Origin of the sequence: Gordonia sp. IEGM753 (assembly GCF_050321825.1) — a bacterium.
In the GTDB taxonomy this organism is placed as follows: domain Bacteria; phylum Pseudomonadota; class Gammaproteobacteria; order Pseudomonadales; family Pseudomonadaceae; genus Aquipseudomonas.
In genome coordinates this window covers 496,640-516,158 of the sequence record NZ_JBNQGB010000004.1, presented here as the reverse complement: position 1 = coordinate 516,158, position 19,519 = coordinate 496,640, and the positions used below count along the sequence as shown (strand labels likewise).

General features: G+C 57.8%; 17 protein-coding genes and 1 tRNA gene. 9 read left to right on the top strand and 9 right to left on the bottom strand.

The genetic code is table 11. The features are described from left to right. The first annotated feature begins 83 nt into the window (after positions 1–83). Positions 84–989: a LysR substrate-binding domain-containing protein gene (locus ACQR3R_RS22090; RefSeq protein ID WP_428275325.1), complete on the top strand. Its 906-nt coding sequence runs from the start codon at positions 84–86 to the stop codon at positions 987–989. Between the two features lie 118 nt (positions 990–1,107). Here the strand turns inward: ACQR3R_RS22090 and ACQR3R_RS22085 are convergent, their stop codons facing one another. Beyond that, positions 1,108–3,165 carry a methyl-accepting chemotaxis protein gene (locus ACQR3R_RS22085; RefSeq protein WP_428275323.1) on the bottom strand — a complete coding sequence of 686 codons (2,058 nt, stop codon included), beginning with the start codon at positions 3,163–3,165 and terminating at the stop codon, positions 1,108–1,110. A gap of 321 nt (positions 3,166–3,486) precedes the next feature. Here ACQR3R_RS22085 and ACQR3R_RS22080 point away from each other — a divergent pair, with 321 nt between their 5' ends. Both ACQR3R_RS22080 and ACQR3R_RS22075 read left to right on the top strand, forming a co-directional pair. Then, positions 3,487–4,704 (top strand): MFS transporter, encoded by a 1,218-nt coding sequence (locus ACQR3R_RS22080; protein WP_428275321.1) that lies wholly within the window; start codon positions 3,487–3,489, stop codon positions 4,702–4,704. A 123-nt stretch (positions 4,705–4,827) separates the two neighbouring features. Beyond that, complete coding sequence (locus tag ACQR3R_RS22075) at positions 4,828–6,882, top strand: TonB-dependent receptor domain-containing protein (RefSeq protein WP_428275319.1); 2,055 nt, start codon at positions 4,828–4,830, stop codon at positions 6,880–6,882. 103 nt (positions 6,883–6,985) lie between these two features. On the opposite strand, the gene ychF is transcribed toward ACQR3R_RS22075, so the two are convergent. The 8 genes from ychF to ACQR3R_RS22035 all read right to left on the bottom strand — a co-directional run bounded on the left by ychF (position 6,986) and on the right by ACQR3R_RS22035 (position 13,850). Further along, entirely contained in the window at positions 6,986–8,086 is a 1,101-nt protein-coding gene (gene ychF, locus ACQR3R_RS22070; protein WP_428275317.1) for a redox-regulated ATPase YchF, read from the bottom strand. A 22-nt stretch (positions 8,087–8,108) separates the two neighbouring features. Beyond that, positions 8,109–8,693: an aminoacyl-tRNA hydrolase gene (gene pth / locus ACQR3R_RS22065; protein WP_428275315.1), complete on the bottom strand. Its 585-nt coding sequence runs from the start codon at positions 8,691–8,693 to the stop codon at positions 8,109–8,111. A gap of 169 nt (positions 8,694–8,862) precedes the next feature. After that, on the bottom strand, positions 8,863–9,465 hold the full coding sequence (locus ACQR3R_RS22060) for a 50S ribosomal protein L25/general stress protein Ctc (protein ID WP_428275314.1): 603 nt from the start codon (positions 9,463–9,465) through the stop codon (positions 8,863–8,865). Between the two features lie 142 nt (positions 9,466–9,607). Further along, positions 9,608–10,627: a ribose-phosphate pyrophosphokinase gene (locus ACQR3R_RS22055; RefSeq protein WP_428275313.1), complete on the bottom strand. Its 1,020-nt coding sequence runs from the start codon at positions 10,625–10,627 to the stop codon at positions 9,608–9,610. Then, a tRNA-Gln gene (locus ACQR3R_RS22050) sits at positions 10,596–10,670 on the bottom strand. The genes ACQR3R_RS22055 and ACQR3R_RS22050 overlap by 32 nt, the downstream gene beginning before the upstream one ends. A gap of 36 nt (positions 10,671–10,706) precedes the next feature. Next, entirely contained in the window at positions 10,707–11,558 is an 852-nt protein-coding gene (gene ispE / locus ACQR3R_RS22045) for a 4-(cytidine 5'-diphospho)-2-C-methyl-D-erythritol kinase (RefSeq protein ID WP_428275311.1), read from the bottom strand. Positions 11,559–11,560: 2 nt separating this feature from the next. Further along, positions 11,561–12,172, bottom strand: a complete 612-nt coding sequence (lolB, locus tag ACQR3R_RS22040; protein ID WP_428275309.1) for a lipoprotein insertase outer membrane protein LolB — start codon at positions 12,170–12,172, stop codon at positions 11,561–11,563. Positions 12,173–12,182: 10 nt separating this feature from the next. Further along, positions 12,183–13,850 carry a tetratricopeptide repeat protein gene (locus ACQR3R_RS22035; protein WP_428275307.1) on the bottom strand — a complete coding sequence of 556 codons (1,668 nt, stop codon included), beginning with the start codon at positions 13,848–13,850 and terminating at the stop codon, positions 12,183–12,185. Positions 13,851–14,089: 239 nt separating this feature from the next. Here ACQR3R_RS22035 and hemA point away from each other — a divergent pair, with 239 nt between their 5' ends. From hemA to ACQR3R_RS22005, 6 genes are all read left to right on the top strand, one after another. Beyond that, entirely contained in the window at positions 14,090–15,379 is a 1,290-nt protein-coding gene (hemA, locus tag ACQR3R_RS22030; protein ID WP_428275306.1) for a glutamyl-tRNA reductase, read from the top strand. Beyond that, complete coding sequence (prfA, locus tag ACQR3R_RS22025; RefSeq protein ID WP_428275304.1) at positions 15,376–16,458, top strand: peptide chain release factor 1; 1,083 nt, start codon at positions 15,376–15,378, stop codon at positions 16,456–16,458. Before hemA ends, prfA begins: the two co-directional genes overlap by 4 nt. Beyond that, the gene (prmC, locus tag ACQR3R_RS22020) at positions 16,459–17,289 is read left to right on the top strand and encodes a peptide chain release factor N(5)-glutamine methyltransferase (protein WP_428275302.1); all 831 of its coding nucleotides are present in this window, start codon (positions 16,459–16,461) and stop codon (positions 17,287–17,289) included. It begins immediately after the preceding gene. Continuing rightward, complete coding sequence (locus ACQR3R_RS22015; protein WP_428275300.1) at positions 17,283–18,038, top strand: molybdopterin-synthase adenylyltransferase MoeB; 756 nt, start codon at positions 17,283–17,285, stop codon at positions 18,036–18,038. The genes prmC and ACQR3R_RS22015 overlap by 7 nt, the downstream gene beginning before the upstream one ends. Further along, on the top strand, positions 18,031–18,822 hold the full coding sequence (murI, locus tag ACQR3R_RS22010; protein ID WP_428275298.1) for a glutamate racemase: 792 nt from the start codon (positions 18,031–18,033) through the stop codon (positions 18,820–18,822). The genes ACQR3R_RS22015 and murI overlap by 8 nt, the downstream gene beginning before the upstream one ends. Before the next feature lie 121 nt (positions 18,823–18,943). Beyond that, entirely contained in the window at positions 18,944–19,462 is a 519-nt protein-coding gene (locus ACQR3R_RS22005; protein WP_428275296.1) for an acyloxyacyl hydrolase, read from the top strand. Positions 19,463–19,519: the final 57 nt, after the last annotated feature.

The following is a 19,519-nucleotide window of genomic DNA, read 5'->3' as shown; positions in this document are numbered from 1 at the left end:
TCAGTGAGAGGTTGCGGCAGCGAAACTTCAGTTTTAACATAGCTGGTGTTAAATAATTTAATAGCTTCGAGGCGCCTGAAACCATGCCTGAGCACCGTTTACCGCCGCTGAACGCTGTGCGCGCCTTCGACGCGGCGGCCAGGTTGGGCAGCTATGTCGAAGCGTCCAAAGCCTTGCATGTGACTCAGCCAGCCATTGGCCGACACGTGAAGTTGCTGGAAGAATGGTTGGGCGTTCAATTGTTCGAGCGCACATCTCGTGGCGTAACCCTGACGCTGGCGGGGGAGAAGTATCACCGCAAGATTTACGCAGCCTTGCAGTTGATCATCGACGCCGGCAAAGAGGCGCAACCCAAGGAGGCTGAGCGCTGGCTGCGAATCATGGTGGTGCCGGGCTTCGCCAAGCGCTGGTTGATGCCGCGCATCGAAGCCATGCGGCATTTACGGCCGGGTTTGAAATTTGCCATCGAGCCCAACTCGACCTTCACCGATGTCGACGGCAAGACCACTGATCTGGGGATTGTTTATGGCCTCGACGGGCAATACGCACACTCGCGAGAAAGCCTGATTTGCCCACGGGTGTTTCCGATCTGCACCCCGGAATACCTGGCCAGCATCGACTCGGTCAAAACCCCCGCTGATCTGGTGAAACACAACCTGATCCACGTTGACGACGGCGAGTGGTGGAACCTGTGGTTCGCGGCTCACGGCCTGGATGTCCACCTCAATTCGGACATGCTGTACGTCAACAATGACCATGCGCTGTCGGTGGCCGAGAAGGGGCAGGGCATTGCGCTGGCCAACGAAGTATTGGTGCGCGAAGAGCTCAAGAGTGGCGTGCTGGTGCGAGTGGTGGATGTCGAAGTCAAACTCGAAAGCTACCGCGTACTGACCCCGTCCGCCGAACTCTCAGCGGACGTGGAGTGGTTTATCCAATGGCTCAAGGCCGAGCTGGAACAGGACTTCCCGCAAGCGATCATCAATCCATAACGTAGCTGCAGGAGCGAGCTTGCTCGCGAAGACTGTTTAACAGTCGACTGAGAAGTTGCCCGACCTGACCCATTCGCGAGCAAGCCCACTCCCACAAAGGCTGCGCCACTGCTGGTTTTCAACTCAGGCGAAACCGTCCGGTATTTTCGCTAAGTGCCTTGCTGCCCTGGCTCAAGGTGTCGGCGGCCAGGTTCACCGCGCGTGCACCTTCCAGCAACCTTACGGCAGCTTGATCGACCTGCTGGATATTGCCGCTGACTTCGTCGGCCGTGGTTGCCTGCTCTTCTACCGCCGTAGCGATGTGCGCCAGCGTTTCGGTGACGCCTTGCACCGCGAGGGCAATTTCCCCGAGGCGCTCGCCCAGTCCCGTCACCGACTGCGCATCACTTTGCGCCTGGCGACAGGCTGCTTCCATCAAACTCACGGCTTCATTCACTGTGCTGCGCAGGCTATCGACCGTGCCGGCAATCTGGGCGGTGGACGACTGGGTGCGTTTCGACAAGCTGCGCACTTCATCGGCGACGACCGCAAATCCACGGCCCTGGTCACCGGCGCGCGCGGCCTCAATGGCGGCGTTCAGGGCCAGCAGGTTGGTTTGCTCGGCCACACCGCGAATGGTGTCGACCACTAATTGAATCTGCTGGCCCTGTTCACTGACACGGCCCAGCGCGGCAGCGGTGTCGTTCAGGCGCTGGTTGAGTTGCTGAATACTGGCCGTGGTGCGTTGGCTGTCGCGGCTGCTGTCAGCGGCAATTTGTTGCGTGTGTTGAGCGCTGCCAGAAGCTTGCTCGCAGCTGTGAGCAACGCCTTGCGAGGTCGCCGCCAATTGCGTGGCCGCAGCAGCAATCTGACTGATCTGCAATTGTTGCGCTTCGACTTCGCCCAGAGCGCCGCTGGAATGATGGTTGAGTGAGCGCACTGCGTTGCTCACCTGCAAGGTTTCGTGGTCGACGCCCAACAAGCTGTTGCGCAATTGCACGACCGCCACATTGAGCGCGGTGCTGATGGCTGCGAGTTCGTCACGTCCGTGTACCGGCACCTGCAGGCTCAAATTGCCGTCACGCAACGCTTCGGCCAGCAGCGTAATACCGCTGGCGCTACGACGAATCGATGCCTGTAAACAGACAAACAGATACAGCGCTGCCAGCAACAGGCAGCCAAAAATGGCCGCCACCAGCATGAGCTGCCGAATCGCCGAGCCGTGGTAGTTTTCCAGGCGTTGATCCAGCGATACCAGCGATTGCTGGCGCAGCGTGGCGAGGTCGGTGAGCAGGGCATCGAGGCTGCGTTCGAAGGCGTCTGGTTTGAGCGTGATGCTGCCACCGAATACGCCGTCATCCAGCATTTTCAGTTCTGCATCCAGGTGTTTGAGACTGTCCTGGTATTGCTCGCTCCAGGCTCGCAGGGCCTTGGGCAAACGCGCCTCCAGCAGGCTTGCGGTTTTGACCAATTGCTCGCGCGCGTCACCTATACGGCTGCGCAAGTCACGCAATTGCAGGCGGCTTTGCAGGGTGAACTGGCCGGAAACCACTGATGCCTGGCCTACGCTGGCCAAGCGACCGACGCGCTCGATCAGGTCCGGCGCGTGTTGTGTGGAAATCTGTGTCAGCAAGTACGTTTCAAGCCACGGCGCGATGGTCAGGCGAGTGTCCATGGCAATTTGTTCGCGCAACGCTTGCAGGGCGCTCAAGGCATTGGTGAACCGATCATATCCGTCTGGCCACCAACCGACGGTGCTCAGGCTTTTTGAGTCGAGCCCGTTCAGGGCTGTTTGCAGGGTTTGATAGCGGGTAAGCGTTTCGCCTTCCGCACCTTCGGTTTTCAGGGCTGTGCCCAGGTCCGAGGTGGCTTGGCCGACGGCGGGTTGCACGGCATCGAATTCGGCCATCGCCGCCAGCGTTGCAGGCGTCGGCTGGCGATTGGTTTCGGTGGCGCGGCAACGCGCAGCACGATCACGCTGAGCGGCCAGCAAGTTGTCCAAGGCATCCAGCGCGAGCAGTTGCCGAACGCCGGCGCGCTCGCCGGAAATAAGGTTGAGTTTGTCGCGATAATCCTGCCCGATCATGAGCAGGCTGCCCGCCAGTGGCAGGATAAACAGCAGAAACAACAGTTGAAATTTGCGCGCGAAGCCGAAACGCCCCAGCAATCCGATTCCCGGTGATAAAAAAGACTGCATGCCCACGACTCCTCTGACACCACGCACCATCGGCGTGCGTCGGGGTCATTGCGACCGCGACTCGTGCCCTTTTTAAAGGCCTCGAAAGTTCACCCTTGTCAGCTCTTTGGGCCAACTCTGTAGCGAAACTTCCCATTGTCGGACCCCTTTGTAAGGCGCCCGCGTTGAAGGGACTATGCAACGCAAGATTCAGACCATGGCGTTACGCTATCACCGCTGATTGAAGGTCGTTAGCAGCCTAAGGGGATGGCGCTGTCGCACCGAAAAATGGCACATTGACGCACCTGCCCGTTTGCACCCACCTGTTGTACGGAAAAACTCATGGCTATTAGTAATGCCCAGACCGGCGATACGCCGGCGTCCGCGACTCCACAAAGCAGCCCTTTGGTCATGCGCATCATCGGTGCTGTGGCGCTGGCGCACTTGATCAACGACTTGATTCAGTCGGTGCTGCCGTCGATCTATCCAATGCTCAAAGCTAACTACGGCCTGAGTTTTACCCAGGTCGGCCTGATCACTTTGACGTTCCAGTTGACGGCTTCGCTGCTGCAGCCGTGGGTTGGTTACTACACCGATCGCCATCCCAAGCCGTGGCTACTGCCCGCCGGCACGGTGTGCACCCTGATCGGCATTTTGATGATGTCGGTGGTCGGCAGTTTCGCGATGATTCTGTTGGCGGCGGGGTTGATCGGTATCGGCTCATCGACCTTCCACCCCGAGGCCTCACGTGTGGCACGGCTGGCGTCTGGCGGGCGCTTTGGCCTGGCACAATCGACGTTCCAGGTCGGCGGTAATGCGGGCTCTGCTTTCGGCCCGTTGCTGGCGGCGGCGATCATCATTCCTTTTGGTCAGGGCCACGTGGCATGGTTTGGTCTGTTTGCCGTGTTTGCCCTGTTCGTGCTGTACCGGATCAGCCGCTGGTACGCCAATCACCTGAGCTTGTTCAAGCTCAAGCAAGGTCAGGCGGCGACTCACGGTTTGTCGAAACAACGAGTGATCAGCGCGCTGGTAGTACTCGGCTTGCTGGTGTTCTCCAAATATTTCTACATGGCCAGTTTCACCAGCTACTTCACCTTTTACCTGATCGAGAAATTTGACCTGTCGGTGGCCAGTTCGCAGTTGCACTTGTTCCTGTTCTTGGGAGCGGTGGCGGCGGGGACCTTCTTCGGCGGGCCGATTGGCGACAAGATTGGTCGTAAGGCGGTGATCTGGTTCTCGATCCTCGGTGTTGCACCTTTCACCTTGATTTTGCCGCACGTCGACCTGTTCTGGACCAGCATTCTCAGCGTGGTCATCGGCTTCATCCTGGCCTCGGCGTTCTCGGCGATCGTGGTGTACGCGCAGGAATTGGTGCCCGGTAATGTCGGGATGATTGCCGGGGTGTTCTTCGGTTTGATGTTTGGTTTCGGCGGCATCGGCGCAGCGCTGCTGGGGCATCTGGCGGACATCCGCGGCATTGAATACGTGTATTTCCTGTGCTCGTTCCTGCCGTTATTGGGCGTGTTGGCGATCTTCTTGCCGAGAACCAAAAAGGTGTAAGCCAGGCTGGTATTTTACAAAATATGTACATTTACGTTTTCTAAATGATATTGATTTTCATTACACTCCTTGCCCTTCAATGCACCTTAAAGGTGCGTTTTAGTGAAACAAGGACAGTTTGTGATGAAGAATCCCCCCAGTTTTTTCAACTCCATTGTGCTCGCCGCCGGGGTGCTGCTAGGCGCCCCGACGGTTCTGGCGGAGGACATTGGTGAAGTTGAAAGGCGTAACGTAACCGAACTCGATACCTCGTTTGTCACAGCCTCCGGAGGGGCGACTGACCTGCGAGATGCGCCGGCCAGCGTCAGTGTTATTACCCGTGAAGAAATCGAACGCCAGCCTGTGTACGACCTCAACGCATTGCTACGTCGCGTTCCCGGGGTTACCGGCGGCTTTGGTCCGGTGGGTGAGCAATCGAAAATCAAGCTGCGTGGCCTCGATGACAAGTACACGTTGATCCTGGTCGATGGCAAACGGCTTGGCGGGTCGGGTGACTTGAGTTATCGCCGCGACCTGGCGCGCCAGGACCTGAACTGGATCTCACCGAACATGATCGAGCGCATCGAGATTGTGCGGGGGCCCATGTCTTCGCTGTACGGCTCGGATGCCATGGGCGGGGTGATCAACATCATCACGCGCAAAGTGTCGAAAACCTGGACGGGTTCAGCCAGCACCAACATCACCCTTCCTGAAGATTCCGACCGTGGCCAGACCACCCAGACCAGCCTCAACCTGGCGGGGCCCTTGACCGATTCCCTGGGCCTGCGACTGGGCGCCAACGTTACGCGCCGCGCCGCTGATGAAGTGGATGTGCGTCGTGACAACACCGGCGAGTACATGTACGGCGACGGTGCTGGTGGTGCCAAGGATCAGAGCATCAACGCCTTGTTCGACTGGCGCATCAACGACGAGCAAAACCTTTCGTTTGAGGCCGTACACGGGGTGGAGAAGTCATGGGCGAGCAAGAAAACCTTCGGTGATTACAACGAAACCGTGGGCGATCAATTCGGTGCCGGCCGCCTGATTCGTGACAGCTATTCGGTATCTCATACCGGTGACTGGAGTTTCGGCAGCTCGAAAGTGGATGTGTACCTGAACAAGTTCAAGAACGACATCGACTGGGGCAAAGCGACCGCTGAAGAAAAAATTGTCGAAGGCAGCCTCAACCTGCCGTTCGAGTTTTTGCTTGCCCAGCGCCTGACGGTGGGCGGGCAATGGAAGCGCGAGGAACTGACCAACAGCGATACGCTTGGCACCGTGCCTGTGGACTATCAGGGCGTCGGTGTGAGCGGTTCAACGCTTAAGGGCGACTACTCCGCTGCGTTCTTCGAGGATGAACTGTTCCTGCTCGATAACTTGTCGCTGACCTTGGGTAACCGCTTCGACCACAGCGAGAAGTACGGCAATCACAACAGCCCGCGTGCGTATCTGGTCTATCACCCGCAGCCTGACTGGACCGTTCGTGGCGGTGTTTCCAAAGGCTTTCGTGCGCCGAGCCTGAAAGAAGGCAGCGCGGGTGCCGCCACAGAATCCGGCGGACGAGGCTGCGGTTCGCTGAGACCGTTGGGTTACACCACAGGCAGTTGCTGGATGGCCGGTAACCCGAACCTGGCTCCGGAAACCAGCGTCAACAAAGAGATCGGCGTGTCTTTCGACCGCAACGGTTGGGAGGCGGGGCTGACCTACTTCCACACCGACTTCGAAGACAAGATCGAGTACGCGCCATTGGGCTTCTATCAGGGGCGTTGGTGGACCATGCTGGAAAACGTCGAAAAAGCCCGAACACGTGGCTGGGAAGGGTCGGTTCGCGTACCGCTCGGCGATTCCGTCGATTGGCGTACCAACGCCACTTACATGCTGGAAAGCAAAAACTTGTCCACAGGAGAAGACTTGATCAGCGCGCCCAAGTTGTCGGCGTTCAGTGCAATCAACTGGCAAGTCACTGATCAGCTCAACACTGAAGTCTCGGCGCAACACGTGGGCAAGCAGCGCGGCATTGGCAATGATTTCGTCAAGTCCTACACCACGTATGATTTGACCGCGAACCTGGCCGTCACCCATTGGCTGACCCTCAACGCGGGTGTGCAAAACCTGCTGGATGAAGACTTGCGCGACGGTTCGACGACTTTCTATGTGCCGGGTCGCGCATTTTTCGCCGGGGCAACCACGTACTTCTAAGGCTATGAGTTTTCATGAGCCGTAAAAAAGCCCGCCACCATGTTCCTGAATGACAGGGCATGGTGGCGGGCTTTTCAGTCCGCCTGTAACAGCAGAATTACGATCAGACGTTGAAGCGGAAGTGCATTACGTCGCCGTCCTTGACGATGTATTCCTTGCCTTCCAGGCGCCATTTGCCAGCTTCTTTAGCGCCGGCTTCGCCCTTGTACTGGATGAAATCGTCATAGGCGATCACTTCCGCGCGAATGAAGCCTTTCTCGAAGTCAGTGTGGATCACGCCAGCGGCTTGTGGTGCGGTGGCACCGACGCGGACGGTCCAGGCGCGGACTTCTTCGACGCCAGCGGTGAAATAGGTCTGCAGGTGCAGCATTTCGTAGCCTGCGCGAATCACGCGGTTCAGGCCAGGCTCTTCGAGGCCCAGGGCTTCGAGGAACATGTCTTTCTCTTCGCCGTCTTCGAGCTCGGCGATTTCGGCTTCGATCTTGTTGCAGACCGGAACCACCATGGCGCCTTCTTCTTCAGCGATAGCCTTGACGATGTCCAGCAGCGGGTTGTTCTCGAAACCATCTTCGGCGACGTTGGCGATGTACATGACCGGTTTGGTGGTCAGCAGGTGGAAGCCGCGAATGACTGCTTTGTCATCGGCATTCATGGTCTTCATCAAGGTGCGCGCTGGCTTGCCGAGAGTGAAGTGAGCGATCAACTGCTCCAACAGGCCCTTTTGAACCACGGCATCCTTGTCACCACCCTTGGCGTTGCGGGCAACTTTCTGCAGTTGCTTCTCGCAGCTGTCGAGGTCGGCGAAGATCAGTTCAAGGTCGATGATCTCGATGTCGCGTTTCGGGTCGACGCTGTTGGAGACGTGAATCACGTTCTCGTCTTCAAAGCAGCGGACCACGTGGGCGATAGCGTCAGTTTCGCGAATGTTGGCGAGGAACTTGTTGCCCAGGCCTTCACCTTTCGAGGCGCCGGCAACCAGGCCTGCGATGTCTACGAATTCCATGGTGGTCGGCAGGATGCGCTTTGGATTGACGATGGCAGCCAAAGCTTCCAGGCGCGGATCCGGCATCGGCACGATACCGGTGTTCGGCTCGATGGTGCAGAAGGGGAAGTTCTCGGCCGCGATCCCGGATTTGGTCAGGGCGTTGAATAGGGTGGACTTGCCGACGTTAGGCAGGCCGACGATGCCGCAATTGAATCCCATGGTGTTTTCCCCGAGGAGTGAGTCAGGCCTTCTGGCTGTGCAGGTTTTTCATCGCACGGTTCCATTCCCCGGCGAGGATATCCGGCAGCACGCCGAGGGCAAAGTCGATGCTGGCATCGAGTTTTTCCTGTTCGGCGCGTGGCGCACGACCCAGGACGAAATTTGAAACCATACTGGCAACGCCCGGGTGGCCAATGCCAAGCCGCAAGCGGTAAAAGGTATTCTGATTGCCCAGCTGCGCAATGATGTCGCGCAGCCCGTTGTGACCGCCATGGCCGCCGCCCTGTTTGAGCTTGGCAACGCCGGGTGGCAAGTCTAGTTCGTCATGCGCTACCAGGATTTCTTCAGGCGTGATGCGGAAGAACCCCGCGAGTGCCGCCACGGCTTGGCCGCTACGGTTCATGTAGGTAGTGGGAATCAGCAGGCGAACATCCTGACCCTGATGCGAGAAGCGCCCGGTCAGGCCAAAATATTTACGATCCGCCACAAGGTTAACGCCTTGTGCGTTCGCGATGCGCTCAACAAAAAGGGCCCCTGCGTTATGCCGGGTCTGTTCGTATTCAGCGCCTGGATTTCCCAGGCCAACGATCAGTTTGATGGCAGTCACGATAGGGGCCCTTCCTTGGAGTGGTGGATAACATCGCCGCGACAACTGTGTGCGGCGAAAGTGGACGACAAGAGCTCATTTACCATTATGTAAACTCCGCGTTCTCGCCCGCTTTCTCGCTACGTTCTAGTCCGCGATGTTTCCGTGCACTCCGGCGAACAGAGTGAAATTACTCTGCTGCGCCTTCTTCGGTAGCTTCTGGAGCAACACGTGGAGCGTGAACGTTGGCAACAGCCTTGTCATCACCGTGTGCCAGAGCAACAAACTCAACGCCTTTAGGGGCTTTGAGGTCAGACAGGTGAATGATCGAGCCGACTTCGGCGTTAGCCAGGTCAACTTCGATGAATTCAGGCAGGTCTTTTGGCAGGCAGGTCACTTCGATTTCCGAAACAACGTGCGAAATTTCGCCGCCTTTCTTGATCGGAGCAGCTTCGCCAACGAAGTGTACAGGCACGATAGCGGTCAGTTTCTGACCGGCTACAACGCGTACGAAGTCAGCGTGCAGCACGTGGCCTTTAGCCGGGTGGCGCTGCAGTGCCTTGATGATTACGTTTTGCTTGGTGCCGCCAACGTTCAGCTCGATGATGTGGCTGTAAGCCGCTTCGTTTTCGAGCAGTTTGGCAACTTCTTTAGCCAGCATGCTGATGGATTCAGGGGCTTTTTCGCCACCGTAAACTACAGCAGGTACCAGGCTTGCGAGACGACGCAGGCGGCGGCTCGCACCTTTCCCCAGGTCGGAACGCACTTCAGCATTCAGAGTAAAATCGTTCATGTTGTATCTCCAAAATAACCACATTCGCCCCAGCGTTTGCGACCAGCGCTAAAGGCGATATGGGCAAAAAAGCCCCGCCCCGACAGGAATGCCGGGGCGGGGCGCTTTTCGTCAACGAGATGTAATGGAAAGGGCAGGGCCCTTAACGGAACATCGCACTGATCGATTCTTCATTGCTGATGCGGCGGACCGCTTCGGCAACTACCGGTGCGATATCCAGTTGACGGATACGCGCACAGGCTTGTGCTGCAGCGGACAGCGGGATGGTGTTAGTCACCACCAGCTCATCCAGCACGGAATTTTCAATGTTCTCGATCGCTCGACCCGACAGCACAGGGTGTGTGCAGTAGGCAAAGACCTTGGCAGCGCCATGCTCTTTCAGGGCCTTGGCCGCATGGCACAAAGTGCCGGCGGTATCGACCATGTCATCGACCAGAATACAGGTACGCCCTTCGACATCACCAATGATATGCATCACTTCAGAGTGATTGGCTTTCTCACGGCGTTTGTCGATGATCCCAAGATCCACGCCCAAGGATTTGGCAACAGCACGTGCACGCACGACGCCACCAATGTCCGGGGACACGATCATGAGATTTTCGAAGCGCTGATCTTCAATGTCATCCACCAATACTGGGGAGCCGTAGATGTTATCTACCGGAATATCGAAGAAACCCTGGATTTGGTCAGCATGCAGATCAACCGTGAGAACACGATCGATGCCGACTACGGTAAGCATGTCAGCAACGACTTTCGCGCTGATAGCCACACGTGCGGAACGCGGACGGCGATCCTGACGGGCATAACCAAAGTAAGGAATTACAGCAGTGATACGAGTCGCTGAGGAGCGGCGGAAGGCATCAGCCATCACTACCAGTTCCATCAGGTTATCGTTGGTCGGAGCGCAAGTCGGCTGAATAATGAAGACATCTTTACCGCGGACGTTTTCATTGATCTCGGCAGTAATTTCGCCGTCGGAGAATTTCCCGACAGAGATGTCACCGAGAGGGATATGCAGCTGACGTACAACACGCCGAGCCAGATCGGGGTTAGCGTTCCCCGTAAAGACCATCATCTTGGACACGCGCAGTACCTGAAGGCTGAGGGTAACCTGGATGAGTATAGGAAAATGGCAGGGGCGGCTGGATTCGAACCAACGCATGGCAGGATCAAAACCTGCTGCCTTACCGCTTGGCGACGCCCCTGTATCTGTTGCAACGATTACCCAGTAATCGGTTCCTTTAGAGCAGACTTTGCAGCTTGCGATGCAACATCGAAACGTTGCTTCCCTTTGCTACAAACCCTGTAAGGGTCTCTGTAAGAAGGGCCGAGACTTTATCAGCTTCAGCTTTGCTTGGGAAGCCCCCAAACACACAACTTCCAGTTCCGGTGAGTTTTGCTTCGGTAAATTTACCTAACAAATTCAATGCGTTACGTACATCTGGATAACGCCTTGCTACCACCGGTAAGCAGTCATTTCGACTGTTTCCCTTGGGAACGGGGCGCACTTTAATGGGAGAAGAGTTACGTGTCAACAACGGATCTGAAAAAATTTCTGCTGTACTTACAGATACTTGCGGCACAAGCACGAGATACCACGGTTCTTCGGGGTCTACAGGGGTAAGTTTCTCTCCTACGCCCTCGGCGAAAGCTGCGTGGCCACGCACGAAAACCGGGACGTCGGCGCCAAGTGTCAGGCCCAGCACGGCCAGTTGATCTTCATCCCAGCCCAGTTGCCAAAGGTGATTCAGGCCGAGCAATGTGGTGGCGGCATTTGAACTGCCGCCGCCAATGCCACCGCCCATGGGCAGGATTTTTTCGATCCAGATATCGATGCCGAGCGCACAACCGGATTGCGCCTGAAGTTTTTTCGCGGCTTTGACGATGAGGTTGCTGTCGTGTGGCACGCCCTCGAATTCGGTGTGCAGTTGAATCACGCCGTCGTCGCGCACGGCGAACGTGATTTCATCGCCGTAATCGAGAAACTGAAAAATGGTTTGCAGCTCGTGATAACCGTCTTCACGACGACCGAGAATATGCAGCATCAAATTCAGTTTGGCAGGCGAGGGCAGCGTCAAGCGTGGTGCAGTCATGTTCACTGCCCCAGTTTGCGTGGTTGCCATTCCTTGATCACCAGCGTGACGTCAAGGTCGGTGCCGTGCAGTTTGATGCGCTCGGGCAGCCAAAAGCCGTTTTGCTCGGCATAGCTGAGGTATTCGATCTGCCAGCCATCCTGTTCGAGATTGGACAGGCGACTGTCGGCATCCAGCGTCAGCGTGCTTTTACTGTCGGGGGCCGGTAGCCCGCGCACCCACCAGGCGAGGTTTGACACCGGTAGCTTCCAGCCCATTTGCTCTTCGAGCAGAATGTCCGGCGACGTCGATTCATACCGGCCCTGGTTGGCCACTTCCAGCGACACCTTGCCGGGACGACCGGTCAAGCGTGCCGCACCACGGCCCAACGGACCGGACAGGCGGATGTCGTAGTAATCCTGTCGTTGCAGCCAGAACAAGGTGCCACTGCCCGAATCTTTCGGGGCGCGGATGCCTATCTTGCCGTTGATCTGCCAGCCATCAAGGCTGGTCAGTTGTTGTTTGTGCTCGCGCCATTGGGCAGGGTCACCGTGGCCCTGAACGGATTCGCGAGCGCCGAAACCCGCACAACCGGCGAGCAAGGCGATGAAGCTGAAAACGATGAAATGGCGCAAAAACATAATCTTAAAGAGTCTCTGATCCGGTCAGGCGCTTGATGGTGCCGCGCAGGATTGGGCTGTCGGGTTGCTCCTTGAGGAACTTGCCCCAGATTTGTCTGGCTTCACGCTGTTTGCCATTGACCCACAAGACTTCGCCCAGGTGAGCGGCGACTTCCTGGTCCGGGAAGCGATCCAGCGCCTTGCGCAACAAGCGTTCGGCCTCATCGTAGTTACCCAGGCGGAAATTCACCCAGCCAAGGCTGTCGAGTACTGCCGGGTCTTCCGGATTGATCTGGTGCGCCTGTTCGATCAGCGATTTGGCTTCGGCATAACGCGTCGTGCGGTCGGACAGGGTATAGCCGAGGGCGTTGAGGGCCATGGCGTTGTCCGGGTCGCGCTTGATGATCAGGCGCAGGTCTTTTTCCATCTGCGCCAGGTCGTTGCGTTTTTCTGCCAGCATGGCTCGGGTGTACAGCAGGTTCAAATCGTCCGGGTATTGCTGCAAGGCTTTCTGCAGTACAGCCCAGGCCTTGTCGCCCTGATTGTTGGCGGACAGGGTTTCGGCTTCGATCAGGTATAGCTGGATCGCGTAGTCCGGTTGCTCGTCGCGCTGGGTTGCCAGTCGGCTTTGGGCTTCGGCGGTCCTGCCGTTGTTCATCAGGATATCGGCCTGGCGCAATTGCGCCGGCAGGTAATCGTTGCCCGGGCCCACCTGGGCATACTCGATCAGTGCGCCTTGCGGGTCGTTACGTTCTTCGGCGATACGGCCGAGGTTCAAATGCGCTGAATCAACATGGCTTTCGCGGGCAATAAGGTCTTCCAGATAACCCTTGGCTTCGTCCCAGGCTTTGGCTTCCAGGCACACCAGCGCCAGGGAATAGCGCAACTCGTCATCTTCCGGGTATTGCTGAACCAGGCTGGAAAACTCGACTTTTGCATCGTCCATGCGGTTTTGTTCAACCAGCATGCGTGCGTAAGTCAGCCGCAGACGCTTGTCATCCGGGTATTTCTTGATGCTTTTTTGCAGCAGAGGCAGCGCTTCATCGCCACGGTTGAGCGTTTGCAGCAGGCGAGCGCGAAGCAGGATAGGGGCGATTTCGCCGTCGTCAGGCGGATTGTCTTCCAGCAGGGTCAGTGCGCCTTTGCTGTCGCCGTCCTGCTGCATCAGCAGTGCTTTGCCGAAAATAAGCTGGCTGTTGTTGGGATGACGCTGCAGCAAGCGGTCGAAACTTTTCATCAGGCCGTTGCGGGTTTCCTGATCGGTATCGGCTGCAGACAAGGCAAGGAAGTCGAAATGCGTGTCGCCTTTGCCCTGCAGGACCTTCTCCATATAGACCATGGAGTCGTCGTAGCGCCCGGCGCGAGCCAGCTGCACGGCTGCGGCTCGTTGTGCCTCAAGATCATCGGGAGCGTTTTTCGCCCAGATAAGCGCAGTGTCCAGCGCAGCCTGATCGGCGCCCAGGTATTCAGCGATGCGGAATGCCCGCTCGGAGATGCCCGGGTCCTGGGTATTGATTGCCTGGGTCACATAGTTGTCCAGGGCAATGTCGAAACGATTGCGCTGGCCAGCCAGTTCGGCGCTCAACAGACTGAAGATGGTTTCTTCACTGAATGAGCTGTAGACCTTGGGCTTTTCAGGGGCTGGAGTGCTGTCTTCAACCGGCGGCGTACCGTCCGACGAAACGGGTGCCATTGACTGGCAGCCGCTGAGGAAGACAAAAGCGAGGAGCAACGCGGAAGATCTATTCATATAGGAAGAGGACGACTAACCTGCGGTCGGATCATCATGACACAAGCCTTCGGCCAAACATAACCGAGTCTCAATTGATGCCTTTATAGGGGCAAGTAATTGGGACAATAGTCAGCGGTAGTTGTTCTGGCCCTGATGAAGTAGGACAATTGCCGGCTTCACGTCACCATCAGCGACCTTGAATGGCCTTCCTTGCACTCGGTATTAACCACAAGACTGCTTCAGTAGACGTCCGCGAGCGCGTGGCCTTTACCCCTGAGCAGCTGGTGGAGGCCTTGCAGCAGCTCTGCCGACTCACCGACAGCCGCGAAGCTGCGATCCTTTCCACCTGCAATCGCAGTGAGCTGTATATAGAACAGGATCACCTTTCGGCGGACATTATCTTGCGCTGGCTGGCCGATTATCACCATTTGAGCCTCGAAGAGCTGCGAGCGAGCGCTTATGTGCACGAAGATGATGCGGCAGTTCGTCACATGATGCGGGTCGCCTCCGGGCTCGATTCGCTGGTGCTGGGCGAACCGCAAATTCTTGGCCAGATGAAATCGGCCTACGCCGTTGCACGCGAGGCCGGCACCATTGGCCCGCTGCTTGGGAGGCTGTTCCAGGCCACGTTCAATGCGGCCAAGCAGGTTCGCACCGACACCGCGATCGGCGAAAACCCGGTGTCCGTGGCGTTCGCGGCGGTCAGCCTGGCGAAACAGATCTTCAGTGACTTGCAACGCAGCCAGGCTTTGCTGATTGGCGCCGGCGAGACCATCACCCTGGTCGCCCGCCATCTGCATGAATTGGGTGTGAAACGCATTGTCGTCGCCAACCGGACGCTGGAGCGCGCGAGCATCCTGGCCGAACAGTTCGGTGCCCACGCCGTGTTGCTCTCCGACATCCCGGCTGAGCTGGTGCGCAGCGATATCGTCATCAGCTCCACTGCCAGCCAGTTGCCGATTCTGGGCAAGGGCGCGGTAGAAAGCGCCTTGAAGTTGCGCAAGCACAAGCCGATTTTCATGGTCGATATCGCCGTCCCGAGGGATATCGAGCCTGAGGTCGGCGAGCTGGACGACGTTTACCTTTATAGCGTCGATGATCTGCATGAAGTGGTCGCCGAAAACCTCAAGAGCCGTCAAGGCGCTGCGCAAGCGGCCGAAGAAATGGTCTCGATGGGGGCCGACGATTTCATGGTTCGCCTGCGCGAGTTGGCGGCAGTGGATGTGCTCAAGGCTTATCGACAGCAAAGCGAGCGCATGCGCGACGAAGAATTACACAAGGCCCAGCGCATGCTGGCCAACGGCACCAGCGCCGAAGACGTGCTGGTGCAACTGGCGCGTGGCTTGACCAACAAACTCCTGCACGCCCCGAGTGTGCAGTTGAAAAAGCTCTCGGCCGAAGGTCGCCTCGACGCACTGGCCATGGCCCAGGAACTCTTTGCCCTAGGTGAGGGCTCATCGGATAGCTTTTCGGATAAAAAACCGCAATGAAAGCGTCACTGCTCAATAAGCTGGACATCCTCCAGGACCGTTTCGAGGAACTGACTGCCTTGCTCGGCGATGGCGAGGTCATTTCCGATCAGAACAAATTCCGCACCTATTCCAAGGAATATGCGGAAGTCGAGCCGATTGTCGAGACCTATAAACAGTTGCTCAAAGTGCAGAGCGATCTTGAAGGCGCTCAGGCGCTGCTCAAGGACAGCGACCCGGACATGCGCGAAATGGCCGTGGAAGAAGTTCGCGAAGCCAAAGAGCAATTGATCGACATTGAGGCCAGCCTGCAACGCATGCTGCTGCCCAGGGATCCCAACGACGGGCGCAACGTGTTCCTGGAAATTCGTGCCGGCACCGGTGGTGATGAGGCGGCGATTTTTTCGGGCGACCTGTTCCGCATGTATTCGCGTTATGCCGAGCGCCGTGGCTGGCGGGTCGAGATACTCTCGGAGAACATCGGCGAGCATGGCGGCTATAAAGAAGTCATCGCTCGCGTTGAGGGCGAAAACGTTTACGGCAAGCTGAAGTTCGAATCCGGCGCGCATCGCGTGCAGCGTGTGCCCGCCACCGAATCCCAGGGCCGCATCCACACCTCGGCCTGCACGGTGGCGGTGTTGCCCGAGCCGGACGAACAGGAAGCGATCGAGATCAACCCGGCAGATATCCGCGTCGATACGTACAAGTCTTCCGGTGCCGGTGGTCAGCACGTCAACAAGACCGACTCGGCGATCCGAATCACGCACTTGCCGTCCGGCATTGTCGTGGAGTGCCAGGAAGAGCGTTCCCAGCACAAGAACCGCGCCCGCGCGATGTCCTGGCTGGCGGCCAAACTCAACGATCAGCAAACCAGTGCCGCGGCGAATGCCATTGCCAGCGAGCGTAAATTGCTGGTGGGTTCGGGGGATCGCTCCGAGCGCATTCGCACCTACAACTTTGCCCAGGGCCGGGTCACCGACCATCGGGTCAACCTGACCTTGTATTCGCTCGACGAGATTCTCGCGGGTGGTGTCGATGCGGTTATCGAGCCGTTGTTGACCGAATATCAGGCTGACCAACTGGCAGCGATAGGTGAGTAAATGACGATCATTGCGAGTTTATTGCGTGCCGCCGACTTACCCGACTCGCCCACGGCGCGCCTGGATGCGGAGTTGTTGCTGGCGGCTGCGCTGGGTAAATCGCGCAGTTTCCTGCACACCTGGCCAGAACGCATCGTGCCGAGCGAAGCAGCCCTCACGTTTGCCAGTTACTTGCAGCGCCGCCGTGGCGGTGAGCCGGTGGCTTATATTCTGGGGCAGCAAGGGTTCTGGAAACTTGATCTGGAAGTCGCCCCGCACACGTTGATTCCGCGCCCGGACACCGAACTGCTGGTAGAAACCGCGCTGCAACTGCTGCCAGCCACCCAGGCATCGGTCCTCGATCTCGGCACCGGCAGCGGCGCCATTGCGTTGGCCCTGGCCAGCGAACGTCCGGCCTGGAAAGTGACTGCCGTAGACCGCGTGCTCGAAGCCGTGGCCCTCGCCGAGCGCAATCGCCAGCGTTTGCACCTGAACAACGCCACGGTACTGAGCAGCCATTGGTTCAGCGCCCTGCAGGGTCAGCGTTTTCAGCTGATTATCAGCAACCCGCCTTACATTGCCTCAACGGATCCGCACCTTGCGCAGGGCGACGTACGCTTTGAGCCGGCCAGCGCTTTGGTGGCAGGTATTGATGGGCTCGACGACCTGCGCCTGATCATCGCCCAGACTCCGGATTACCTTGAAGCGGGCGGATGGTTGATGCTCGAACATGGCTACGATCAAGCCTTGGCCGTGCGTGATTTGCTGATCACCCAGGGTTTTGTCGAGGTTCACAGCCGCACGGATCTGGGTGGTCATGAACGTATCAGCCTGGGGCGCTTGCCGTGCTGAATGATCAAGAATTGTTGCGCTACAGCCGACAGATTTTGTTGCAGCACGTCGATATCGACGGCCAGTTGCGACTCAAGCAAAGCCGTGTATTGATCGTGGGCCTTGGCGGTCTCGGCTCTCCGGTTGCGCTTTACCTGGCCGCGGCCGGTGTGGGTGAACTGCACTTGGCGGACTTTGATAGCGTCGACCTGACCAATCTGCAGCGCCAGATCATTCACGACACCGACAGCGTCGGTGTGAGCAAAGTCGATTCGGCGATCCGCCGCTTGAGCGCGATCAACCCCGAGATTCAATTGATTGCCCATCGCGCAGCGCTGGATGAGGATTCCCTGGCCGTCGCTATCGGCGCAGTCGATCTGGTGCTGGACTGCTCGGACAACTTCGCCACTCGCGAAGCCGTCAACGCCGCATGTGTAGTGGCAGGCAAACCGTTGGTCAGCGGCGCCGCGATTCGCCTTGAAGGGCAACTGTCGGTGTTCGACCCGCGTCGTCCGGACAGTCCGTGTTACCACTGTTTATACGGGCACGGCAGTGAAGCCGAACTCACCTGCAGCGAAGCGGGGGTTATCGGCCCGCTGGTGGGGCTGGTCGGCAGCTTGCAGGCACTTGAGGCACTGAAACTGCTGGCTGGATTCGGTGAGCCACTGGTGGGCCGCTTGTTATTGATCGATGCCTTGGGCACGCGCTTTCGCGAGTTGCGGGTCAAGCGCGATCCGGGCTGCAGCGTGTGTGGTCCCTCCCGTGCGTGAAGCGCCGATTGGCGTGTTCGACTCCGGCGTCGGTGGGCTGTCGGTGCTGGCCGAAATCCAGCGTCTGTTGCCCCATGAGTCACTGCTGTACGTCGCCGATTGCGGCAACATTCCTTACGGCGAGAAAACCCCGGCGTTCATTCGCCAGCGCTGTCATGTAATGGCCGATTTTTTCCAGCGGCAGGGCGCCAAAGCCTTGGTGCTGGCCTGTAACACGGCGACGGTTGCCGGAGTCGCTGACCTGCGGCGCGATTATCCCGATTGGCCCATCGTCGGCATGGAGCCAGCCGTCAAGCCAGCCGCCGCGGCTACTCGCAGTGGAGTAGTCGGCGTACTTGCCACTACCGGCACATTGCAAAGTGCCAAATTTGCCGCTTTGCTTGATCGTTTTGCCACCGATATTCGTGTCATCACCCAGCCTTGCCCCGGGTTGGTGGAACTGATCGAAAACGGCGATTTGCACAGCGAAGCCCTGCACCGATTGCTCGCCAGCTACGTCGAGCCACTGTTGGCCGCCGGTTGTGACACGATCATTCTTGGCTGCACGCATTACCCCTTCCTAAAGCCTTTGCTTAGGCAGATGATCCCCAAGCACATCAGCCTGATCGACACCGGCGCCGCTGTGGCGCGGCAACTTCAACGGTTGTTGGCCGAGCGTGAACTGCTCGCCGATGGGCCCGCCCGCGTTGCACAATTCTGGTCGAGTGCCGACCCGGAACATTTCAGTAATGTTCTACCGGTACTGTGGAATACGTCCGGTATTGTGCAAAAATTCGACCTGTAAAAAATTGTGAAATCCGCCGAAAAGAGCTGAACTTCTGATTAAGCGTTTACTTCTATAGCTCTGTCTGTTGAGCAACAAAAAACCATACGAAATCGATTTCTTTCGGAAAAGGATGTTTCAAGTGAAGCGACTATTCTGTTTGGCCGCGATTGCGGCCGCATTAATGGGGCAAAGTTTTACGGCACAGGCCGCAGGCGTCGAATTCGGGGTCGGTCAGACCAGCGATTCGACCATGACCTATCGCTTGGGGATGCAGTTCGATTGGGATAAGAGCTGGCTGCAAAGTGACGTCGGTCGCGTGACCGGTTACTGGAGCGGCGCCTATACCTACTGGGACGGTGACAAGACCTCCAGCACCAGCAGCGTATCGTTCGCGCCGGTGTTTGTTTATGAGTTTGCCGGGCAGAACGTCAAACCGTACGTAGAGGCGGGAGTTGGCGTGGCGTTTTTCTCCAATACCCGACTTGAAGACAACAACATCGGCCAGTCTTTCCAGTTTGAAGACCGTCTGGGATTCGGACTGCGTTTTGCCGGTGGGCATGAAGTCGGAATTCGTGCGACGCACTATTCCAATGCAGGTCTGAGCAGTAATAACGACGGCGTAGAAAGCTACTCGCTGCACTACACAATGCCGTTGTAAATCCACGCATCGCCAGCGGCCTCGCTCCCACCTATTGATGGGTCTTATGTGGGAGCG